Genomic DNA, 19,554 nt, shown 5'->3' on the forward strand with positions numbered 1-19,554 from the left:
AATGCCAAGTGGATTTTTTGAAGGGATCGAGAAGGTCCAGTTTGAAGGCGTGGATAGCAAGAACTCGTTGGCCTTTCGTCACTACGACCCGAATGAAATCATCATGGGCAAGCGTATGGAGGACCATCTGCGGTTTGCTGTGGCCTGGTGGCATTCATTCGCGTGGGAGGGCGGAGACCCCTTTGGTGGACCTACGTTCGAACGCCCATGGTATCCTCAGGACGATATGGGCCGGGCCCGTCAGAAGGCAGATATTGCATTCGAATTGTTTGAGCTTTTGGGGCAGCCATTCTTTTGCTGGCACGACGCTGACATCCGGCCCGAACAGGGAAATTTTGCCGATAACCTGCGCACATTGGAAGATATCACCGATTATATCGGTGAAAAGATGCAGGTGTCTGGTACCAAGCTGCTTTGGGGCACGGCCAATATGTTCAGCCATCGTCGCTGGATGTCTGGTGCCAGTACCAATCCTGATCCCGACGTTTTTGCGTTTGCAGCTGCGACAGTGAAATCCTGCATGGATGCGACCCACAAGCTCGGCGGAGAAAACTACGTTCTATGGGGTGGCCGAGAAGGCTATGAAACCCTGTTGAACACGGATTTGAAAACCGAGTTGGACCACATGGGCCGTTTCTTGAACATGGTCGTTGAATACAAACACAAGATTGGGTTCAAAGGAACTATTCTCGTTGAGCCCAAGCCTCAGGAGCCGTCCAAACACCAATACGACTACGACGCCGCGACTTGTATTGGGTTTCTCAGGAAGTACGGGTTGGAGGACGAGGTCAAGTTGAACCTCGAGCAGGGGCATGCGATCCTGGCCGGACACAGTTTCGAGCATGAAATTGCGGTCGCCGCTGCCGAAGGGATGCTTGGCTCGATCGACATGAACCGAAACGATTACCAATCCGGATGGGATACGGACCAGTTCCCGAATAACACGCCAGAGGTTGCTTTGGCATATTACTACATCCTGAAAGCTGGTGGCTTTACAACTGGGGGCACAAATTTTGACGCCAAAATTCGTCGGCAGTCGCTTGATGCAAAAGATCTTGTTGCAGCCCATGTCGGTGGAATGGACATTTGTGCACGAGGCTTGAAAGCTGCGGCTGCTATGATTGAAGACGGTGGCTTGGAGGACGCGCTGACGGAACGGTATTCCGGTTGGAACACGCCGGAAGCAGTTTCTATGTTGGGTAGCAGTCTGGAAGAGATTTCTGCCCGGGTTCTGCAGGAAAATACCAACCCGAAACCACAATCTGGGCGTCAGGAGATTCTGGAGAATTATGTGAACAGGTTTGTGTGACCAAGGAAAACTGCAATCGGGGAACTGTCAAAAGAATCTTGTCAGAAGAGCTTTGCTTGGGCGGGGTAGGGGTGTTGCGTAGCTTTTTGCCCATGACCAGACCTGCATCTTTCAAATACTATAACAACCGGTTCTGAGATCATCCGCTTGACCGAGATGCTGTACATCCGATTCCCGCTCTCGCTTCGGAATGCCGTAGATCTGTTGCACGAGCGAGGCATCGACCTGAGTCAAGAAACCGACTGCTACTGTTGGGACAGGTTCGGTCCGATGTTTGCCTCTGATATCCGAAGAATGCGGATGCAACAACTGCGCGCACTCTCGATATGGAAGTGGCACGCCGACGAGATTTTGTGGAGGTGAATGGCAAGAGACATTGCCTCTGGCGGGTTGTTGATCACGAAGGCGAGGTGCTGGAATCCGTTGTCACCAAACGCCCAAACGAGTAGCCGCTTATTTCGGGATCAAGATCAGTGGTTTTGGGACTGGGTAAACAGCCTACTGTATTCGCTGCAGTGATCAGTCACCATTTAGTGCGAACAAAGGATTACAGCGGGCATTGACGCTTAGCTATCGTCGGACAAGCGCCAGATGTCTTGCTCTCCAAACCCACGGATTGTTCGCGCGCCGACATTCTCAAGGTCAAACTGATCTTTGAGGACCTGCGCGACTTCGTCCTGGACTGAAATCTGCATCGGGTCAGAGAATTCCTGAAGTCTGGAGGCCAGATTCACAGCCGGACCAAAGATATCGTACACATACTTCTGGATGCCAACGACCGACCCGACTACCGATCCCGTGGCCAGTCCAATTCTGCACCGCCACTGATGCGGATGGCTCAGGTTTCGGCGGGTCAAATAGCGTACGAAACGAATGGCTGTGTTTGCGATTGCCTTGGCGTGATCCGGAGTCGGATCGGGCAGACCAGCAACGGTGATATATGCGTCTCCGATCGTCTTGATCCGTTCGCAACCGAATTGCTCACCAATGCGATCAAACGCGCTGTAAATATCGTTCAGTTCAGTGACGGTGACGCTTGGGTCCTGCGAGGCGACCATATCCGTGAACCCAACGAAATCGAGCATCAGGACGGAGACGGGATCATAGAGTTGTGGCGTAACCACGCCGAAAGTCTTGTACTCTTCGTAGACCGACCGGGGCATCAGATTTAGCAGCAGTTTTTCAACCTGCTCCTTTTCCCGCTTCAACTCGCGCGTGTTCCGTTCCACCATTATCGAATAGGAGTCGATCATGGACTCCAGCTCTTTGATACGGGTGATGTTCTGACATACCAGAACCAGCACATCGTCGTGCGCGACCGTGAAATCGAGTGCGATCACTAGTGTGCGGCGTTTCTTTTTGAAGGTGATTTCTGATGTATGTCGCCCGGTGCCGGACAGGCTTGTTTGCACTGTGTCGATATCCAGATCAGGAAAGAGCTGCTGCAATTGGTCTGAAGGGCCATCGGCACTGAACCACTCGTCAAACGTATCATTGCGGAACCCAAACTTCAGCGATTGACGGTCCAGTAGGGCAACGCCCACACCAATCGCGCGAAGGAGCTGTTCATTGATGGCTTCGATGGTCATGATTTATCCAACAATCAAGGGACGACGTTTACTGAATTCCGCGACAACGATATCGATGTCCTCGGCATCCACGCCGTGTCTTTGCAAAGCGTCACGGAGCACGACCTCCAATTCGTCGAAATGGTCATCGGTAATTTCGAGATGAGAGTGTAACTGGCGCAGTTGATTGTCGGTGTAGGAGGCCGGACCACCAAGGAGCGATGCTATGAACTTGGTCTGATGGTCGACCATGCGGCTCATATCCACGTTGTCGAAGAAGGGGCCAACCTCGTCGTTGTCCAGCAGGATGTCATAGAACGAGAACACGATCTTGCTGATCTGTGAAAACCCACCGTATTTTTCATAAAGTGTGCGCTCGGCCATAACAAAATCCCCCTTAAACAAACTAATACCAAGAAAATGGTGGATCGACTACACCGGGTGATCTTCATCGTTCTTTGACGGTTGGGTCAAAGAACGATGAGCCAGTGATTCACGATCTCAGCCGCGCTGCATGACAATTTCAGCGTACTCGGATGAGATGCAAAGTGTGTCATTGCCTGAGATATCGAACTTCTCGATCAGCGCCATGATATCGCGCTGCAGCGCCTCTTGTCCCGATGCGTCCAGTGCATCGAAGGCCTTTTGCATCGGGCCATAGAACGTCCGAAAATACTCTAGGAAGTGTTCGGCTGAACGGTAGCGGAACATGAAGTTCTTGCGTCGGAATGAAACGATGGTGCTGTACGATCCGAAGGCTTCTTCGATCCAGTCCCGGCTGCCCCACAAAGCCGGAGAGCTTACGCCAGCAGGCGGAGGAACATGTTTACCGATCGTTTTGAACAGAAGGCCGATGAAGCTGTCCGGCGTCCAGTTGGCCAGACCAATCTTGCCGCCGCTTTTGACGACCCGTTGCAGCTCTGCTGCTGATTGTTGTTGGTTCGGTGTGAACATCACGCCGAACGTCGAAACCACAGCGTCGCAGGATTGATCATCGAAAGGCAGGTTTTCGGCGTCGGCAACCTTGTAGGTCACGAACAGACCTTCCGCTTTGGCGCGCTGGCTGCTGGCGTCCAGCAGGGCTTCTACATAGTCGGTCGATGTAACATCACAAAAGCGCCGGGCGAAGGCCAGGGTGGCATTACCATTCCCGGCGGCAACATCCAGTACCTTGGAACCAGGCATCATATCCATGGTTTCAGCCAGTTCTTCACCCGTAATTTGAAGGGTGACACCCACTTTGCTGTAGTCGCCGGAGCCCCAGGCGACGTTTTGCTTTGCTTTGATGGCCGCAAAGTCTGTGGCTGCATTGATCGATGTTTGAATACCCATGATATTGCTCCTTTTTGATGTGGCAGTGGTTTGATGAAGGCCGCATTGCTAAATGCGGCCCCGGTCAGGCAGCTTGACGTTCTGGCCAGCTGACAGTTTCAACGGGCCGCTCCACATTGGCCACGTGTTCGAAAATCCTTGAGTTGATCCATTCGGGCAGGAAGACCGGCGCCATATGGCCCAGCTCGGGCAGCAACGCGATCCGCGCATTGGGCAAAGCCTTCGCGATCTCAACCGAGACGTGCTGCGCAATCTCAGGTGACTCCAAACCAGTCATTACCAACGTCGGTATTTCAAGCTTGGACAGGTCCTTCAGTTGCCAGGTTTCAGCAAAACCATTTGCAAAATCAGACATGACTGATGGGATCATCCCAATGAACCGATCCCGGGCCTGCGCGGGCAGCGAGTTCCAAAACCCCTTCTCGTTCCAGAAATCCAAAAAGTGATGCATACCAGCAGCGGCATCGCCATCCGCTGCTGCGGCGCTCACCACACCCGCGAGAAGCTGGATTTGCCCGAACAGTTTCTTGCTGACCTCATTGCCAGCCTTCAGAAAATGAAAGGCTGCAGGCTCATATACCGTCAGGCTTTTGACAAGATCAGGACGCATCAACGCGATCTTGATGGCAATACCTCCGCCGTTGGAATGTCCAACAAGATGAACGGGGCGTCCCAGCGCTTCGATTTCGCGGATTACCGGTATGGCAGAAAACGCCGCACCGTTTTGAGAGTTATCTCCAGTCAACGGGCTACGACCGTACCCGGGAAGATCAACAGCGTGAACACTAAAGCGACCTTCCAGATCCGCCGCCAGTTGGTTCCATTGCCCACTATTGGACGCCGAAGAATGCAACGCAAAAATAGGTGCGTTAATCATTTCAGTAGTTCTAAAGGAAATAGTCATCGTTCTTACCCAATCGCACTTAAGATGGGCAATAACTGACCTTTCTATGTTTCATTGTGATGTCTGGAAGCGGTGCCAAGTGTTTCAGTTGTTGCTCTGTGAAGCAGGTCACACAACTTGCTATCTGGCTCAAAAACAAACAGGTTTATCGGCCTGTACTTGGCTGAGTTGGCACCTATTGAAACAATTGAAACACGCGATGCTGATTTTGAAATGGCATTGAAACAATGGTATCCTAAAAATTCAGGATGACGATGGGCATGGCGAACGAATTTGAAGAAATCGAGAAGGCGCGGGACCTTCTTCGTGATGCGATCGAATCTCTCAAAGAAGGGTTCGCCCTCTATGATGATGATCGCCGCCTTGTCCTGTTCAATCAACGATATGCCGAGATGAACAAGGGGGTTGCCGACCTGCTGCAACCCGGACTGGATTGGGAAATCCTGATGCGTGAGACGGCGCGCCGGGGAATTTACGCCGAGGCCATCGGCAATGAACAGCAGTGGGTTTCGGACCGGTTGGCTAATGGGGTCGAGTTCATCCAAGACTTTGAGCTGATGGAAACGGATGGGCGTACCTATCTGGTTTCTGTTCATCCCACCAAGTTCGGCGGATTTGTCGTCACGCGTGAGGATATCACCGAACGCAAACAAGCCGAGGTCGAAGAGCGCGACGGCGATCTATTGATCCGAAAGGTGCTGGATGCCAGTTCGGCAATCGTAACTATGGCGCGGATTGGTGATGGTCAGATACTGTATCGCACGCCTGCTGCGCTGCAGATGTTCGGACCTTCCAAATCTGCAAAACAGCATTATCAAAAGCCGGAAGAGCGCGCGGATTTTGTAACCCAGCTTCTGGCCGATGGTCGTGTCGATGACTACAAGCTCGACTTGATTAATGCGGCTGGCAAAACCTTCCCTGCGTCAATTTCGTCTCAATTGATCGATTACAAAGGCGAAGAAGTCATCGTGACCAGCGTGATCGATCTAACCGTCCAGAAAGAGGCTGATGCCTTGATCCGTCAGGTCATGGAGGCTTATCCAGCAGCCATCAACATGACGCATGCCGACACCGGCGAGGTGCTGTTTGCTACGCCCGAAATAAAGGCGCTGTTTGGTGATGCAGAAAGTTCGAAATCCTACTATGCGGATCCGAATGAGCGCCAACGGTACCTGAAAGACCTCCGGCAAGCGGGGGCGCTTAAGGATCGGCGTATGGAGTTCGTCGATGCAAGCGGACGAAAGTTCTGGGGGGCGGATTCTTCACGGCTGATCGAGTTCAATGGTGAAGAAGTAATCGTTTCCAATACCCGCGATCTGACCGATGAATTGGCCATTGAGGCTGAGCTTGAAAAGCAACGAGAGCTGCTGTTCCAGAACGAAAAGATGTCTGCGCTTGGCGAACTACTCGCGGGTGTGGCGCATGAGCTTAACAATCCATTGTCGGTTGTTGTGGGTCATTCGTTGATGCTGAAGGAAGAAATTTCCGACCCCGACCTCGGTGTCAGGATTGAAAAAATCGGCAATGCTGCAGAACGCTGCGCGAAGATTGTAAAGACCTTTCTGGCGATGGCGCGTCAGCAGCCCAGCAAGATCGAGCAGGTTGATGTTCCCAGCATGATCGAAACAGCTGCGGATGTCGCCGGGTACGGTAGCTCATCAGGCGAAATTCGCATTGAGCAAAGTGTGCCAGAAGACCTGCCCGCAGTTGCCGGGGATGCGGACCAGCTTACGCAAGTCGTCTTGAATCTTATCATCAATGCCGAGCAGGCCATGACCGCATCCGGCATCGGCGACCAGATCATGCTGTCTGCCGAGGTCAAGCCTGACACCGGAATGGTTGAGATCACGGTTCAGGACAATGGCCCCGGTATCCCTAAAGCCATACGCGCACGTATCTTCGAGCCGTTCTTCACCACAAAGGAGGTGGGTGACGGCACCGGGATCGGGCTTGCTTTCTGTCACCGGATCATTCTGTCCCATGGCGGTCAGATCAGGCTTGATCAGGCCGCAGTGTCCGGCACCTGCTTCCGGATAACTCTGCCCGTCGCAAAGATGCAAAATGATGTGGCTGAAGAAAAACCCGAACCCGCCGCGAATTTTGCCAAGCACCGTGCATTGGTCGTGGATGATGAGGTCGAAGTGGGTGAGATCAATGCCGAGATACTGCGGAAGGATGGCTTTCACGTTGATTTCGTTACCTCAGGGGAAGAGGCGCTCAGGCAACTGCAGTCCGCCAACTACGATGTATTCCTAAGTGATATGAACATGCCCGGTGTTGACGGACGCAAGATTTATGAGGCGCTGGTGGCGCGTTTTCCGAAAATGCTGACCCGGACAGCATACATCACCGGGGACACCATGGGTGAAAGCTCATTGGGACTGCTGAAGGAATCCGGTCTGCCCTATCTGGAAAAACCCGTCTCGCCTTCGGAACTGAGAATACTTGTCGGAAAGCTGCTCGCCGATCAGAAGGATCAAACGGATGAATGACCAGAAAACCCATATCCTGGTTTGCGATGACGAGATCGACGTGCGCGAGATGCTTCAGGAATATCTGAGCAAACGCGGGTACGAGGTTTCTGCAGCCGCTGGCGGAGAAGAGCTCCGGTCTGTCATCTCCTCTCGTGCTGTTGATGTCATGATCATGGATATCAATATGCCAAAGGAAGACGGTCTTTCGATCCTCAGATCGCTTCGTCCTGAAAACACGACGCCCGTGATCATGTTGACTGCAGCAGGCGATGTAGTGGACCGGATCATCGGGCTTGAGATGGGGGCAGATGACTATCTTGGAAAGCCGGTTGATCTTCGGGAACTGGAAGCGCGGATCAAGGCCCTATTGCGCCGAGGGGCCATCAACGAAAGTCTGCCTGCAGATGCCTCCGAAGGCAATTTGGCCCTTTTTGGGGACTACACGCTGGATAAAGAGGCAGCCAAACTTCTTGCGCCGGATGGATCCGAGGTCCCGCTAACGGCGATGGAGTATAGTCTGCTCAAGGTGTTTGCTGAAAACAAAGGGCGTGTTTTGAACCGTGATCAGTTGCTAGAACAAGCGCATGACCGGTCCTGGGATCCGTTCGACCGCAGCATTGATATCAGAATATCCAGACTGCGCCGGAAGCTTGAAACCAACCCGGAAAAGCCGGAAATCATCAGAACCGTGCGGGGTATAGGTTATGTTTATGATCCCAAATAGGGTTTGCCGTTCCGGACAAGCACATTGCGAGTAGCACCGTGGAAACCAAGCTCGTCACGACCATAATTGCTGACATTTCTGACAGCACTCCGTTCTACGAAGAAATGGGGGACGATCAGGCGCAGCAGTTGATTCAGTTTGAAATCGATCGATTGCGTGAGGTTCTACTTGGGTTTGGCGGAGTTCCTGTGGGGCAGAAAGGCGATGACGTCTTGTCCTATTTCAAGGAACCCGAGGCCGCCGTAAACGCGGTTGTAGAGATGATTCAGAAACCGCCCGGAACATTACTGTCGGTCCACGCGGGTGTTCATCAAGGTCCCGTTGTTATTGGCGATAATGGGATATTTGGCGAAACAGTAAATCTGACCGCACGTTTGGCGGCCGCGGCCAATCCGGGTGAAGCTTGTGTCAGCGAAAGCGTCGCCAAGGATCTAAGCCCCGAGAGTCTCCAGATGCTCACCCCAATCGGATCGCTTCGCCTGAAAGGTGTGAGTGACCCGGTCAAAGCCTATTCAATCGTGGCCTCAACGGACGGGTTAAGCACCGTGATGCATCTGCCGACGCAGACGGCCAGCGGATCTGAGGGCATGCACCAGAATGAAAGCTTTGCGCTCATTCTTTATCACGACGATCATACCTGGCGGTGTCGGGAAGGCGGGGAGCTAACGATCGGCAGATCCAGTCAATGCGATGTCATCCTGCCTGAGCCGTGGGTTTCGCGACTGCATGCGGTACTCAGCATGAAAGGCGGGAAGCTGATGCTGGCGGATCGCAGTTCGTCGGGAACTTACGTACAATTCGAGAATGCGCGTGAAATCCAGCTTAAGCGCGAGAACATAATGCTGGCCGATAGCGGGCTGATATCGCCTGCACTATCAATTTTGCACTCTGATGCGCGCCCATTAGAGTTTGAGGTCGTCCGCCGATAAACGACGTGGCACGCCTGAATTCTGGCTTCTGTGGTGAAAGTCTCAGAAAGAAACTCGCGATTGTGCTAGAATCGGCACCAATTGCGTATTTCAACCAAGATTGGGAGGGAATGATGTCATTGAATACTTCAGGAAACCAGCTTCGTCAGGGCGCTCTGATCCTGGGTGCAGCTACACTCTTGTTTGGTGCTGATGCAACTGCCCAGTCAGCGATGCCCAATGCCTGCCCTGTGGATGGGTGTGAGGTGCAGATCGTATCGGTCGCCAAAGAGGGCGACGAACTGCTTGTAAACTATGACGCGAATTTCACTCCGGACGTATCGAAGAACCATTTCCATACATGGTGGGGCGAAAGCTATTCCGTTGAGCAAGTCGGCAGAAATGCCCAAAGCGAATTCAATGCCGTTCAGGGCAGGTGGCATCGGCACGATGATTACCCAAGCTATGTGACGAAGGAGGCGGCCTCGACATCGGCGCGAGAGGGAGGGACGACACTGTGCGTTACTGCTGCCGATAGGGACCACAACATATTGGATGCGACCAAGTATCATTGCGTGGATGTGCAAGAGCATCTCTGAAGCGCCAAGAATATCATGACTTTTCCCGCGTTCATCGGCCGCTACGCTGTTGACCGTGAAATCGCGAGCGGTGGGTTCGCGGCGGTTGTCCTTGCGCGGGATGACGAGTTGGAGGTTCCGGTAACCCTCAAGATTCTGCACGCCAACCTTGCGACCAATGACAAAGTCATCACCCATTTTCTCGAAGAAGCCCGTCTGTTGCGGCGCATTCGATCTCCGCGCGTTGTCTCCGTGCATGACGTGGGGCGTTTGGAGGACGGGCGGCCCTATTTTGTCATGGACTACGCGGATCGCGGCACATTGGCCGACCGACTAAAGCGTCTAAGCCCCGCTGCTTTGGCCAAACGCGAAGGCGTGGAAATACTGATTGATGCAATGGCAGATGGCTTGTCTGCGGTTCACGACGCGAATGTCGTGCATCGGGACGTCAAACCCGCAAATGTCCTTCTGCAACGAGTGAAGCGGTCCAAAGACGATAACAGCACGACGGTTTCTGATGCTTTGGTCGGCCTAGACGAGAGGGTTTTTCTGGCGGATCTCGGTATTGCGAAGGATTTAGCGATCGGTGTGACCGGCGCGACCATGATGGCTGGGACACCGCTCTATCAAGCGCCAGAACAAGCTGAGCACGGGCAACCCGTGACGCCGATGACCGACATCTATTCGGCCAGCGCGCTGATGTGGCATGTCCTGACGGGAAAGGCGCCGCCGCCATTCCATCGCGTTACCGAGTATCTTTCCAGCCTGCCAGAAATGTGGCGTGATTGTATTGAGCACGGGATGGCAATGGACCCGCAGGCGCGTTTTTTGGATATGGTGTCCTGGCGCAGTGCAATGAATGCTGCGTTGGATCGTGACCGGCGAGAGGCCGCATCCGAAGCGGTGACGCAGATATCGGAAAGTAGGGTGGAATGCCCCTACAAAGGGCTCGCCGCGTTCCAGCCAGAGGATTCCGACTATTTTTTTGGACGCGAGGATCTTGTTGAGGAACTTGTGACCCGGCTTCAACAGAGCCGGATATTGGTTCTGGGTGGCTCATCCGGCAGTGGTAAATCATCCGTTCTGCGAGCAGGGCTGCTGCCAGCGATCGCTGCCAACGCGATATCCGGTAGCGAAAACTGGCGCGTTTGTGTTTTTACCCCCGGGCGCGATCCAATGACCGATTTGTACTTTCAACTCATCGGCGACAATTCTCACCTTACGGCTCAGGTCTCGCTCAACGACTTCATCGCCTATCCGAGTGCGGCGCGCCGTTTGGCCACCGCGAATGAAGGAGAGTTGTTGATCTGCATTGATCAGTTCGAAGAATTGTTCACGCTGGTCAAACAGGAACGCAGAAGCAAGTTCATCGAAGCTTTGTCAGCTATGACAGACCCCGCAGATAGCCGTGTTCGTATCGTGCTGACAATCCGTGCGGACTTTTATGCATCCTGTGCAGAGATACCGTGGCTTGCGGATCGAATCTCGGAAAACCAGTTTTTGGTCGGGCCGATGACACGGCCCGAGCTGCGCCGCGCAATCAGCGAACCGGCACATGCAGCTGGTTTGCACATGGACAGGTCCCTTATTGATGCGATCGTTGATGAGGCCGGGCGCGAAGCGGGTTCGCTCCCGCTGGTGGCGCATTCTCTGTATGAAACATGGAGCCGACGTAAAGGTGCGGTCATGTCTCTGGACGGCTACCGTCAGTCCGGTGGTGTCACAGGGGCAATCAGCCAGACAGCAGAGACACTTTTTACAGACGTTTTTGACAAAGTTCAGCAAGAAGCAACCCGGCGGCTATTCTTGCGTCTGGTTACGCCCGGCGAGGGGACACCGGACACACGGCGGTTGTTGCCGATCGATGAGATCGAGCGCGACTCGGACCCGGACACAACGCGGCGGGTCGTTGAAGCTTTGACAGATGCGCGGTTGCTGACGCTGGATGACAAAAATGTTCAGATTGCGCATGAGGCGCTGCTGCGTACATGGCCGCGACTTAATTCATGGATCGAAGAAAGCCGCGATGATCTGCGCATGCGTCAGCGTATTCAGCATGACGCTGCAGAGTGGGATGTTGAAAATCGCGAGCCCGATTTACTTTATCGCGGCACAAGGTTGTTGTCGGCTGAAGAATGGTCGGTGAAGAACCAGAATATCCTCGGTGCGTTAGAGCGGGAATTTCTGGGCGCTGCACGAGATGCGCGTGACCAAGCGCAGGCTGCATCCAAAATGCGCCGGCGTCGGCGTCGACGTATCAATCAAGTTGCCGTTGCTGCCCTTGCCTTGCTGGCCATTGGCGCAACGGTTTCGTCTTTCTTGGCTATCCGCGCGTCCAACCTTGCCGAAAGCAACAGACAGATGGCCGTTGCCGCAACAGCTGAAGCCAATGAAAGGTTCGCAAGGGCGCTAGGCGCTGCGGCGAACGGGTTATCGGATACAGATCCCTTGCTAGCCCTGTCACTCAGCGCCGAAGCGATTGTCCGAGCCGAAACTGCTGGTTCGACATCAGAAGCGAGGGCGGCGATGCTGATGGCTCGGCAAAATCTGGGTGAGGGTGGGCTTGTCCCACTGGGCAGCCCGTTTACGGTTGGTGACGCGCAGACGATGGCTATTGATGCATCCGGTACGCGTGTTGCGGTTGGATTGCGTGATGGGCGCATCGTGGTTCATAGGGCTGAATCCGGCGGAGCGGTTATTGCTGAACTGGTGGGGCATTCCGGCGGGATAAGGGATGTTGCATTCTCTCCCGATGGAGAGTTGCTGGTTTCAGCGGCAACGGATGGGGATGTCCGCCTTTGGAATGTTGGTTCGGCCAGATACGGCCCGATCACGACACTGTTCTCTGGCAATGACGTCGCATTTGGCGTGGCCTTTGATTCCACCGGCATGCGTATCGCGTCGGCGACCGGTGACGGGACCGTTCGCCTCTGGAACGTTTCCAATGGAATGCAAATTGGGGAGCCATTGGCGAAAATGCCGCTGGGCTTCAAAAAGGTCGCGTTTTCGCCCGTTTCAGAAGGACTTGTAGCCGGAAATGTCGATGGTGGCATATTCGGCTGGGTCGACGCAAAGGCTACGCCTGCATTTCCGCCGATACCGGGCGGTCCGCTGGGGCCTGACCCCGATCACCTGTCCTTCAGCCGCGACGGGAGAACATTCGCGGTATCCCATACGAACGGGAAGGTCACGACGATTGGTTTTCCGGATGGTTCTCCAATTGTTGATCGTTTTTCAGATAGTACCGATATCGTAGCAGCAGCATTTACCGCGCCGGACAATCTGCTGGTAGGGGCAGGGGCAGACGGAACGCTGCGATTGGAAAATTCAAACATGGAAAGTGTTGGCGACGTGGTGCAAGCGCACAGTCAGAGGGTTGTGGACCTTGAAGTCGCCCAAAATGCCCCGTTGCTGGCGACTTTGGGCCGGGATCAGCAGGTACGTCTCTGGCGGATTGGGATCGACCCCGGCGGCAAAGACACGCTTGTTTTGCAGAACGGGGCAAAGGCGCTGGGCATCGCTTATACGCCGGATGCAAAGTCTATAGCCATCGGTGACAGTGAGGGGAATATCTGGGTCTGGAAGATGGGGGCTTCCATGAAACCCATGCAGCTGAAGGGGCATGAAAGCCAGGTGTGGGCGATCTCTTTCTCGCTGGATGGCAAAACCATGGTGACTGGTGATCGCGAAGGCGGCTTGAAAATCTGGGACATGGCTGCCATGCGGCTGAAAAATCAACTCGATCTGGGGCAGGCTCCCGTCTGGTCGATCATGCCGGGGTCAGGTCCCGAGGTCTTTGTGGCGACAGGAGATGGAGTGCTGCAAATCGATATCTCAGAGGCTGATTTGGTCAAGAGCTTTGCGCCAGCTGACATTCAGGCAAATCGTGTCGCCGTCTCTGAAGATGGCGGCATGCTGGCAGCGGCCTCGGTGGATGGTAAGGTCTATATTTGGTCGATTGGCGACGGTCAGTTGATCAGAGTGATTGAAGCTGATGACAACACGCTTTGGAGTGTTGCTTTCAGTCGTGATGGCACACAGGCTGCAACTGCTTCCAGCGATGAGGTGGTCAAGGTGTGGGATGTTGAAACCGGCGAAGAGCTTGCCGCTTATGGTGGCCATAAGGGTGGGGCGACAGATGTTGCCTTTTTGGCGGATGAGGCAACCTTGGTGGCAATCGACCGATCTGGGGAACTGCATTGGTGGGATACCGCGACGCACCGTCGGCTCATGCCTGTCGAAAAGATTCATGCAGGCCCGACCTGGCGTATCGCGCTTGCACCTGACGGACATTCTTTTGCGACAACCAGCGAAGCCGGTGATGTTCGGGTTTGGGACAGGTTGAGCTTAGAGATCGCATGTGCGTTGGGCAGTCCAACCTTTGATGAAGGGCGCAGGGTTCAGTATTTGGGAAGCGATGAGCCAACAACGACCTGTGATGCCTTCGCGAATTGATCACATGGCGAGTATTGAAAAGCACTGACGGGCGCTTGGATTTGAAGCGGAACTAAGCAGGCGTGATCAGATTATGGTCGGTTCACAACGAAATCCGGCATGATTTGCGCCTGTGTGATTGCGTCATCGACGTCATGCCCTGCGAAAAAACCGTACCCCGAAATCAGGGCCGAGGCGATTCCGGCAGCATGGGCCCCCAATATGTCGGTATGCAAGCTGTCACCAACCATAAGCACGCGAGTTTTATCGACCCGGCCAAGTCGCTTGAAAGCCAAGTCAAAAATATTCTCAAATGGTTTGCCGAAGAATTCGGGTACAACGCCGGTTCGATCGGCAAGACGATGCGCGAACAGACCGGGTTCGTTTGAAAATCCGTGCTCGCGTGGTGCGACTATGTCTGGATTTCCAACCAATACAGGACGCGGGCGTTTTAGCAGGGCTGCTTCCAGATGGGCCTGACGTGCCTCGGACCAGACGGCTGAGCCGATCATCAGAAACCCCTCAACCGAGTCATAGGGCTCGGGATCGTCATCGAGATAAGTCAGGTTCAAATCTTCCAGATCGCGAAGACCGGTGCTGGGTGTTGCCATCAAACCCCAATGCAGCGCGCGTTGACCGCCTAGCTCAGCCAGCAGTGTTGCGCGGCTTGTGATGATATCCTCTGGCGCAAAATCATATCCCAGCCGGGCGTATTTCTCGACGAGCGCCGCATGAGGGTGACCAGCTGCATTCGAGACGACCAGAACACGTTTACCCATGGCTTTGAGCTGATCAATCCGTGCGGCTGTACCGGGAATCGCAGTCTCGCCGATATTGAGGACACCGAACGCATCCAGAAGGAATACATCGAAGCCTTCAGCAATATCCATCAAAGTGTTCGCATGCTGATAGGATTGAACAGCTGGTTCAGCAGCCGGAAGTCGATGCCGAACGGCCTCGTAGGCGTCGAAAGCCTCTTGGGTCGTGAAGCGGCTCAAATAATTGCCCCTCGTACTTTGGCAGACACCCATTCGCTGATCATGACGGCAATCAGAATGACGATCAGGATAAGGCTGACCTGCGGCCATGCGAGAACGTTCAGCGACGCCGACAATTGCAGCCCGATGCCGCCTGCGCCCACAAGGCCAAGAACCGTAGACTCGCGAATATTGATGTCCCAGCGGAATACGGCGATCCCGGCAAAGGCGGGCAATATTTGCGGGACGATTCCATAGGCCATGACCTGCCAGCGGGATGCGCCGGTGGCGGTGATGGCTTCGACTTGGGTGTGATCAATTTCCTCGATGGCTTCATAGAGAAGCTTGGCGCAGAAGCCGATCGAACGAATGGCAATGGCGATAACACCTGCGAACACTCCGGGACCAATGATTGCGATTAACAAAAGCGCCCAGATCAACGAGTTGATCGAGCGGGTTGAGACGATGATCAGTAACGCGATGGGGCGGATGAACACGGCCGACGGCGTGGTGTTGCGGGCGGCCAGAAAGGCGACCGGTACGGCAAGGAACAGCGCAATGATCGTACCAAGTGTGGCGATGTTCAGCGTGTCCCAGATCGGGCGGCCTAACTGCGTGATGTAATCCCACTTTGGTGGTGTCGCGCGGGTCCAGATATCGTTCGCGATCCGGGGTGCGTCCCACACAAAGAACCATGTCGTCGAGGCCGAGATGATCTGCCAGCAGTAGACAAAGACCGCCACACCTAACAGCCAGCAAAACCAACGCACAAGGCTTTGACCGGTCGTGCGTCTGCGCCAGATTTGCGTACCTTCATGTTCAAGCACTGGCATTACTGGACCCTCGCGCGGATGATACCCGAGAGGTATTCGAGCGCCATGACGATCCCGATGATCAGGATCAGAATGGCTGCCGCAGTGTCATACTCATAACGGTCAAACGCCGTATTCAGCGTGGCCCCAATGCCGCCGGCCCCCACAAGCCCAAGAATTGCACTTTCGCGAAAGTTGATATCGATCCTGTACATCGACAGCCCGACCAGTCGCGGCATGACCTGTGGCTGCACGCCGTAGTTGATCCATTGCATCCATCGCGCGCCCGAGGCTTTGATCGCCTCGGCCTGTACTTTGTCCATGGTCTCGATGTCTTCGGCCAAGAGCTTGGACAGGAAACCGATAGTGGCGAAGGACAGTGTCAGGAAGCCGGCCAAAGGTCCGAACCCAAAGATGGCAACCAGAAGAATGGCGACGATGATCTCTTGCAGGGCGCGGCTGATCGCAACAATGCCTCGGCAGATCACATAGACCGGGAGAGGCGCAATATTGCGTGCAGCGCCCAGTCCGATCGGGATCGATATCAGGATGCCCACCACCGACGCTGCAACCGTCATCACGATGCTCTCGAGAAGACCGCTCCAGATATCGCTCCAGCGCGATATGAAATCCGGGCTTGTGAAAGCAAGGACAAAAGCCCAACCGCGATCCAAGCCTTCATAAACCCGGCCCCAATCCACCTCGATGGTCATAAATGCCGCAATCAGATAGGCGACGAATCCAACGATCAAGGTCCAGCGCAGTAAGGCGTTTTTGACGAAGGCCGGTTTCCGCCAGCCTTTGCCCAGCAGGTCATCAAGTTCGGGATGGCTCATTCCGCGGCCTCGATCTCTTCGTCGTCTTCAACTTTCTCTATGGTCGCTTCCCAGTCTTCTTCGCCATAGATTTCGGTCAACTTGTCAGGCGTAAGCCCAGAGGGGAGGCCGTCAAATACGATTTCACCAAAGCGTAGGCCAACGACGCGCGGTACGAACATTTGCGCAAGGGCCACGTCATGAATGTTGATTATCGCGGCTAATCCGCGTTCCTGACACAGCTCGGTAATCAAGCGCATGATCTGACGGCTGGTTTTTGGGTCCAGTGAGGCGGTCGGTTCATCGACCAGCAGAAGCTTGGGATTTTGGATTAGCGCCCGGCATATTCCAACCCGCTGACGCTGACCACCTGACAGTTCGTCCGCGCGTTTGTCGGCCATATGCAACAGACCCACGCGATCCAGCAGGCGGAATGCATCATCCACGTCAGACTGGGGGTAACGTCGCAGGAAGCTCCGCCAAAACCCAACATATCCCAGCCGTCCCGACAGTACATTTTCCATGACGGTCAGGCGTTCAACCAGTGCGTATTCCTGAAAGATCATCCCCATTTCACGACGTGCTTTCCGCAGCGCGCCCGAGCCGAGTTTGACCAGGTCCACGTCGTCCAGCAGAACCTCGCCACTTGTGGGTTCAACCAAACGGTTAATGCAGCGGATCATGGTGGATTTGCCAGCACCAGAAGGCCCGATCAGCGCCAGAACCTGGCCCTTTGGCACATCTAGATCGATCGCCTTCAGGGCCTGATCGCCGGTTTTATAAGTTTTTGTAAGCTTTTGAAGCCGCAGCATTTATGCCCCCGGTTCGGGTGGTAACGGGCCCCGCAGGGCCCGTTGGATGTAGTATCGATTACTGGCAGGCGTAGGAAACGCCGTTGGCCGCGTCGATCTTGCGGATGACGTCCCAGAACTCCTGATAGGTCATCTCAAGGAACTGACCTTCATTCGATTTCGAGAACTCAGCCTCAAGCGTCGTTCCCTCCCAGTCGAAGCTGAAGAAGGCATTGCGGATTTTCTCCTGCAGTTCCGGCGTCAGGTTGTACACGGTTCCAAAGCCTGTCGTCGGGAAGGTCTGCGACTTGTAGATCGTGATGACGTCGTCTTCGTTGATCACATCGCGCGAGATCATCCGCGATTTGACCGAATTAGCGATCGAGGCAGCCAAATAGTCCTTGTTTGCGACACCCAGGATCGAGTTGTCGTGTTTGCCCGAATAAACCGGCTCAAAATCGCGTTCGGGCAGCAGATCAAAATCGCTTTTCAGGATCGCCGAGGGCGCTTTGAAGCCCGAGTTCGAAGTAGGAGAAGTAAAGGCCAATTGCTTGCCCTTGATATCCTCAACCTTTTCGATGCCTGAACCGGGATAGGTGATGATCTCCATCTCGTATCCGAAGTTTCCGTCTTTCGACGCCATGATCGTGAAGGGCCTGAATCCGGCGCAGTTCACGGCCAACGGGTTTGAACCGGTATTGAAGCCCGCGATATGCAGACGCCCCGAACGCATGGCCTCAATCTGGGCCGCGTTGTTCTGAACTGGAAAGAAAACAACGTCTTTGCCAGTTTCCGCTTTCAGATGATCAAGAAAGTCTGACCAAGCAGTTTTGTATACGGCAGGGTCTTCAACCGGGGTGTAGGCAAAGATCAGGGTATCAGGATCAATCTGATCGGCAGGATCAGCGGGGATATCCGCGATCAGATCGCCATCGGCATCGCAGAACCGCGCATCCAGATCACCGCGCGGGCAGTCTTGCGCCGAAGCCGTGCCCGACAGAGACAAGAGCGCGATTGCGGAAGCTCCGATCAGTAGTTTGATATCAAATTTCATTTCTTCCTCCCAGTCATGCGTGGCTTTTCTGTCCACGGTTTGTCGTTCTTTGTAAGGACTGCTCAGCGACAAGAATCTTCACCCCGGCGTCGTTGATCGCACCAAGCAAATCCCCTGTTGGTTTGGTATCAGTTACGATTGAATTCAGCCCGTCAAGGTCGCCCACACGGGTCAAACCTTTGCGGTCGAATTTCTCGGACCCAATCAGAAGATGTCGCGTCGCGGCGCGTGCCAGCATCATCCGTTTGACGGTTGCGAAACCGCGCACGGTCTCTGACGGCCCTTCTTCTGACAGGCCGGACGCGCCAATCATGCAGCGATCGACGTTGAAACGAGACAGAAAATCCAGTGTATCTGTCCCGATCGTGGCGGACTCGGCGGTCAGATATTCGCCTGGGCATAGAATGACTTCAACGGGTGCGTGACCAAGGGTCATGGCCACCGGTATCGAATTCGTAATTGCCGTGCAGTGAATGCCCCGATACGCCAACATACGGGCCATCTCGATGGTGGTTGAGCCGGAATCGATCATCACCGTCTCGCCTTCCTGAATCAGGTCAGCTGCGCATTTGCCGATCTTTTCACGCTCATCAAGGCGGGCGTGGGTGCGCTCATCCAGACTTGGATAACGTCCTTGTATCGGGGCAGAGGCACCGCCATGCGCCCGCGAGATCAGCCCATCATCAGCTAGGGCATCAAAATCCCTGCGCACCGTTTCCGCCGAAACATTGAAACGCTGCGCCAATTCGCTGATCCGGACGTGTGGGCGAAGCTTCAACTCCAACAATATCTCACGGCGGCGGTCGGATTTCTTGAACCGACTCTGGCCCTTGTTGGTTTTCTTATCGCGCGTTTCCGCTTTGGGCATCTGGCA

16 protein-coding genes and 1 pseudogene are annotated in these 19,554 nt (G+C 54.5%); 7 read left to right on the plus strand and 10 right to left on the minus strand.

Annotated elements, in window-relative coordinates; translation table 11 throughout:
• Window position 1: 1 nt before the first annotated feature.
• Window positions 2–1,309 carry a xylose isomerase gene (xylA, locus tag I5192_RS04240; RefSeq protein ID WP_223117836.1) on the plus strand — a complete coding sequence of 436 codons (1,308 nt, stop codon included), beginning with the start codon at window positions 2–4 and terminating at the stop codon, window positions 1,307–1,309.
• A 92-nt stretch (window positions 1,310–1,401) separates the two neighbouring features.
• Window positions 1,402–1,746 (plus strand): annotated as a pseudogene (locus I5192_RS22450) (DDE-type integrase/transposase/recombinase); the annotation flags it as partial.
• 129 nt (window positions 1,747–1,875) lie between these two features.
• On the opposite strand, the gene I5192_RS04245 reads toward I5192_RS22450, so the two are convergent.
• From I5192_RS04245 to I5192_RS04260, 4 genes are all read right to left on the minus strand, one after another.
• Window positions 1,876–2,898, minus strand: a complete 1,023-nt coding sequence (locus I5192_RS04245; protein ID WP_223117837.1) for an adenylate/guanylate cyclase domain-containing protein — start codon at window positions 2,896–2,898, stop codon at window positions 1,876–1,878.
• 3 nt (window positions 2,899–2,901) lie between these two features.
• Window positions 2,902–3,261: a group 1 truncated hemoglobin gene (locus I5192_RS04250; RefSeq protein WP_170396214.1), complete on the minus strand. Its 360-nt coding sequence runs from the start codon at window positions 3,259–3,261 to the stop codon at window positions 2,902–2,904.
• Window positions 3,262–3,378: 117 nt separating this feature from the next.
• Window positions 3,379–4,209, minus strand: a complete 831-nt coding sequence (locus I5192_RS04255; protein ID WP_223117838.1) for a class I SAM-dependent methyltransferase — start codon at window positions 4,207–4,209, stop codon at window positions 3,379–3,381.
• A gap of 64 nt (window positions 4,210–4,273) precedes the next feature.
• Entirely contained in the window at window positions 4,274–5,086 is an 813-nt protein-coding gene (locus I5192_RS04260; RefSeq protein ID WP_255612043.1) for an alpha/beta fold hydrolase, read from the minus strand.
• A gap of 287 nt (window positions 5,087–5,373) precedes the next feature.
• Between I5192_RS04260 and I5192_RS04265 the strand changes: the two genes are divergently transcribed.
• From I5192_RS04265 to I5192_RS04285, 5 genes are all read left to right on the plus strand, one after another.
• On the plus strand, window positions 5,374–7,605 hold the full coding sequence (locus tag I5192_RS04265; protein WP_255612044.1) for an ATP-binding protein: 2,232 nt from the start codon (window positions 5,374–5,376) through the stop codon (window positions 7,603–7,605).
• On the plus strand, window positions 7,598–8,311 hold the full coding sequence (locus I5192_RS04270; RefSeq protein WP_170396223.1) for a response regulator: 714 nt from the start codon (window positions 7,598–7,600) through the stop codon (window positions 8,309–8,311). Before I5192_RS04265 ends, I5192_RS04270 begins: the two co-directional genes overlap by 8 nt.
• Window positions 8,312–8,349: 38 nt before the next feature.
• Window positions 8,350–9,240, plus strand: a complete 891-nt coding sequence (locus I5192_RS04275) for an adenylate/guanylate cyclase domain-containing protein (protein WP_170646452.1) — start codon at window positions 8,350–8,352, stop codon at window positions 9,238–9,240.
• A gap of 113 nt (window positions 9,241–9,353) precedes the next feature.
• Window positions 9,354–9,818: a hypothetical protein gene (locus I5192_RS04280; protein ID WP_170396227.1), complete on the plus strand. Its 465-nt coding sequence runs from the start codon at window positions 9,354–9,356 to the stop codon at window positions 9,816–9,818.
• Window positions 9,819–9,833: 15 nt separating this feature from the next.
• Window positions 9,834–14,252 carry a WD40 repeat domain-containing serine/threonine protein kinase gene (locus I5192_RS04285; protein ID WP_223117840.1) on the plus strand — a complete coding sequence of 1,473 codons (4,419 nt, stop codon included), beginning with the start codon at window positions 9,834–9,836 and terminating at the stop codon, window positions 14,250–14,252.
• Between the two features lie 71 nt (window positions 14,253–14,323).
• Here I5192_RS04285 and I5192_RS04290 read toward each other — a convergent pair whose 3' ends face one another.
• The 6 genes from I5192_RS04290 to I5192_RS04315 are packed head-to-tail and all read right to left on the minus strand — an operon-like array spanning window position 14,324 to window position 19,548.
• The gene (locus I5192_RS04290) at window positions 14,324–15,262 is read right to left on the minus strand and encodes an HAD-IIA family hydrolase (RefSeq protein WP_223117841.1); all 939 of its coding nucleotides are present in this window, start codon (window positions 15,260–15,262) and stop codon (window positions 14,324–14,326) included.
• Entirely contained in the window at window positions 15,226–16,041 is an 816-nt protein-coding gene (phnE, locus tag I5192_RS04295) for a phosphonate ABC transporter, permease protein PhnE (protein ID WP_170396234.1), read from the minus strand. Before phnE (I5192_RS04295) ends, I5192_RS04290 begins: the two co-directional genes overlap by 37 nt.
• Window positions 16,041–16,856: a phosphonate ABC transporter, permease protein PhnE gene (gene phnE, locus I5192_RS04300; protein ID WP_223117842.1), complete on the minus strand. Its 816-nt coding sequence runs from the start codon at window positions 16,854–16,856 to the stop codon at window positions 16,041–16,043. The genes phnE (I5192_RS04295) and phnE (I5192_RS04300) overlap by 1 nt, the downstream gene beginning before the upstream one ends.
• Window positions 16,853–17,647 (minus strand): phosphonate ABC transporter ATP-binding protein, encoded by a 795-nt coding sequence (gene phnC, locus I5192_RS04305; RefSeq protein ID WP_170396238.1) that lies wholly within the window; start codon window positions 17,645–17,647, stop codon window positions 16,853–16,855. The genes phnE (I5192_RS04300) and phnC overlap by 4 nt, the downstream gene beginning before the upstream one ends.
• Before the next feature lie 58 nt (window positions 17,648–17,705).
• Window positions 17,706–18,680: a phosphate/phosphite/phosphonate ABC transporter substrate-binding protein gene (phnD, locus tag I5192_RS04310; protein WP_170396240.1), complete on the minus strand. Its 975-nt coding sequence runs from the start codon at window positions 18,678–18,680 to the stop codon at window positions 17,706–17,708.
• A 13-nt stretch (window positions 18,681–18,693) separates the two neighbouring features.
• Window positions 18,694–19,548, minus strand: a complete 855-nt coding sequence (locus I5192_RS04315; RefSeq protein ID WP_170403399.1) for a DeoR/GlpR family DNA-binding transcription regulator — start codon at window positions 19,546–19,548, stop codon at window positions 18,694–18,696.
• Between the last annotated feature and the right edge of the window lie 6 nt (window positions 19,549–19,554).

It is taken from the genome of Ruegeria sp. SCSIO 43209 (assembly GCF_019904295.1).
In the GTDB taxonomy this organism is placed as follows: domain Bacteria; phylum Pseudomonadota; class Alphaproteobacteria; order Rhodobacterales; family Rhodobacteraceae; genus Ruegeria.

What these genes read in the sequence shown, in the direction of transcription:
- xylA (WP_223117836.1), top strand. Translation starts at nt 2, where the DNA reads ATGCCAAGTGGATTTTTTGAAGGGATCGAGAAGGTCCAGTTTGAAGGC.
- I5192_RS04315 (WP_170403399.1), bottom strand. Translation starts at nt 19,548, where the DNA reads ATGCCCAAAGCGGAAACGCGCGATAAGAAAACCAACAAGGGCCAGAGT.
- phnE (WP_223117842.1), bottom strand. Translation starts at nt 16,856, where the DNA reads ATGAGCCATCCCGAACTTGATGACCTGCTGGGCAAAGGCTGGCGGAAA.
- I5192_RS04260 (WP_255612043.1), bottom strand. Translation starts at nt 5,086, where the DNA reads ATGATTAACGCACCTATTTTTGCGTTGCATTCTTCGGCGTCCAATAGT.
- I5192_RS04255 (WP_223117838.1), bottom strand. Translation starts at nt 4,209, where the DNA reads ATGGGTATTCAAACATCGATCAATGCAGCCACAGACTTTGCGGCCATC.
- I5192_RS04265 (WP_255612044.1), top strand. Translation starts at nt 5,374, where the DNA reads ATGGCGAACGAATTTGAAGAAATCGAGAAGGCGCGGGACCTTCTTCGT.
- I5192_RS04245 (WP_223117837.1), bottom strand. Translation starts at nt 2,898, where the DNA reads ATGACCATCGAAGCCATCAATGAACAGCTCCTTCGCGCGATTGGTGTG.
- phnD (WP_170396240.1), bottom strand. Translation starts at nt 18,680, where the DNA reads ATGAAATTTGATATCAAACTACTGATCGGAGCTTCCGCAATCGCGCTC.
- I5192_RS04250 (WP_170396214.1), bottom strand. Translation starts at nt 3,261, where the DNA reads ATGGCCGAGCGCACACTTTATGAAAAATACGGTGGGTTTTCACAGATC.
- phnE (WP_170396234.1), bottom strand. Translation starts at nt 16,041, where the DNA reads ATGCCAGTGCTTGAACATGAAGGTACGCAAATCTGGCGCAGACGCACG.
- I5192_RS04285 (WP_223117840.1), top strand. Translation starts at nt 9,834, where the DNA reads ATGACTTTTCCCGCGTTCATCGGCCGCTACGCTGTTGACCGTGAAATC.
- phnC (WP_170396238.1), bottom strand. Translation starts at nt 17,647, where the DNA reads ATGCTGCGGCTTCAAAAGCTTACAAAAACTTATAAAACCGGCGATCAG.
- I5192_RS04270 (WP_170396223.1), top strand. Translation starts at nt 7,598, where the DNA reads ATGAATGACCAGAAAACCCATATCCTGGTTTGCGATGACGAGATCGAC.
- I5192_RS04290 (WP_223117841.1), bottom strand. Translation starts at nt 15,262, where the DNA reads ATGGGTGTCTGCCAAAGTACGAGGGGCAATTATTTGAGCCGCTTCACG.
- I5192_RS04280 (WP_170396227.1), top strand. Translation starts at nt 9,354, where the DNA reads ATGTCATTGAATACTTCAGGAAACCAGCTTCGTCAGGGCGCTCTGATC.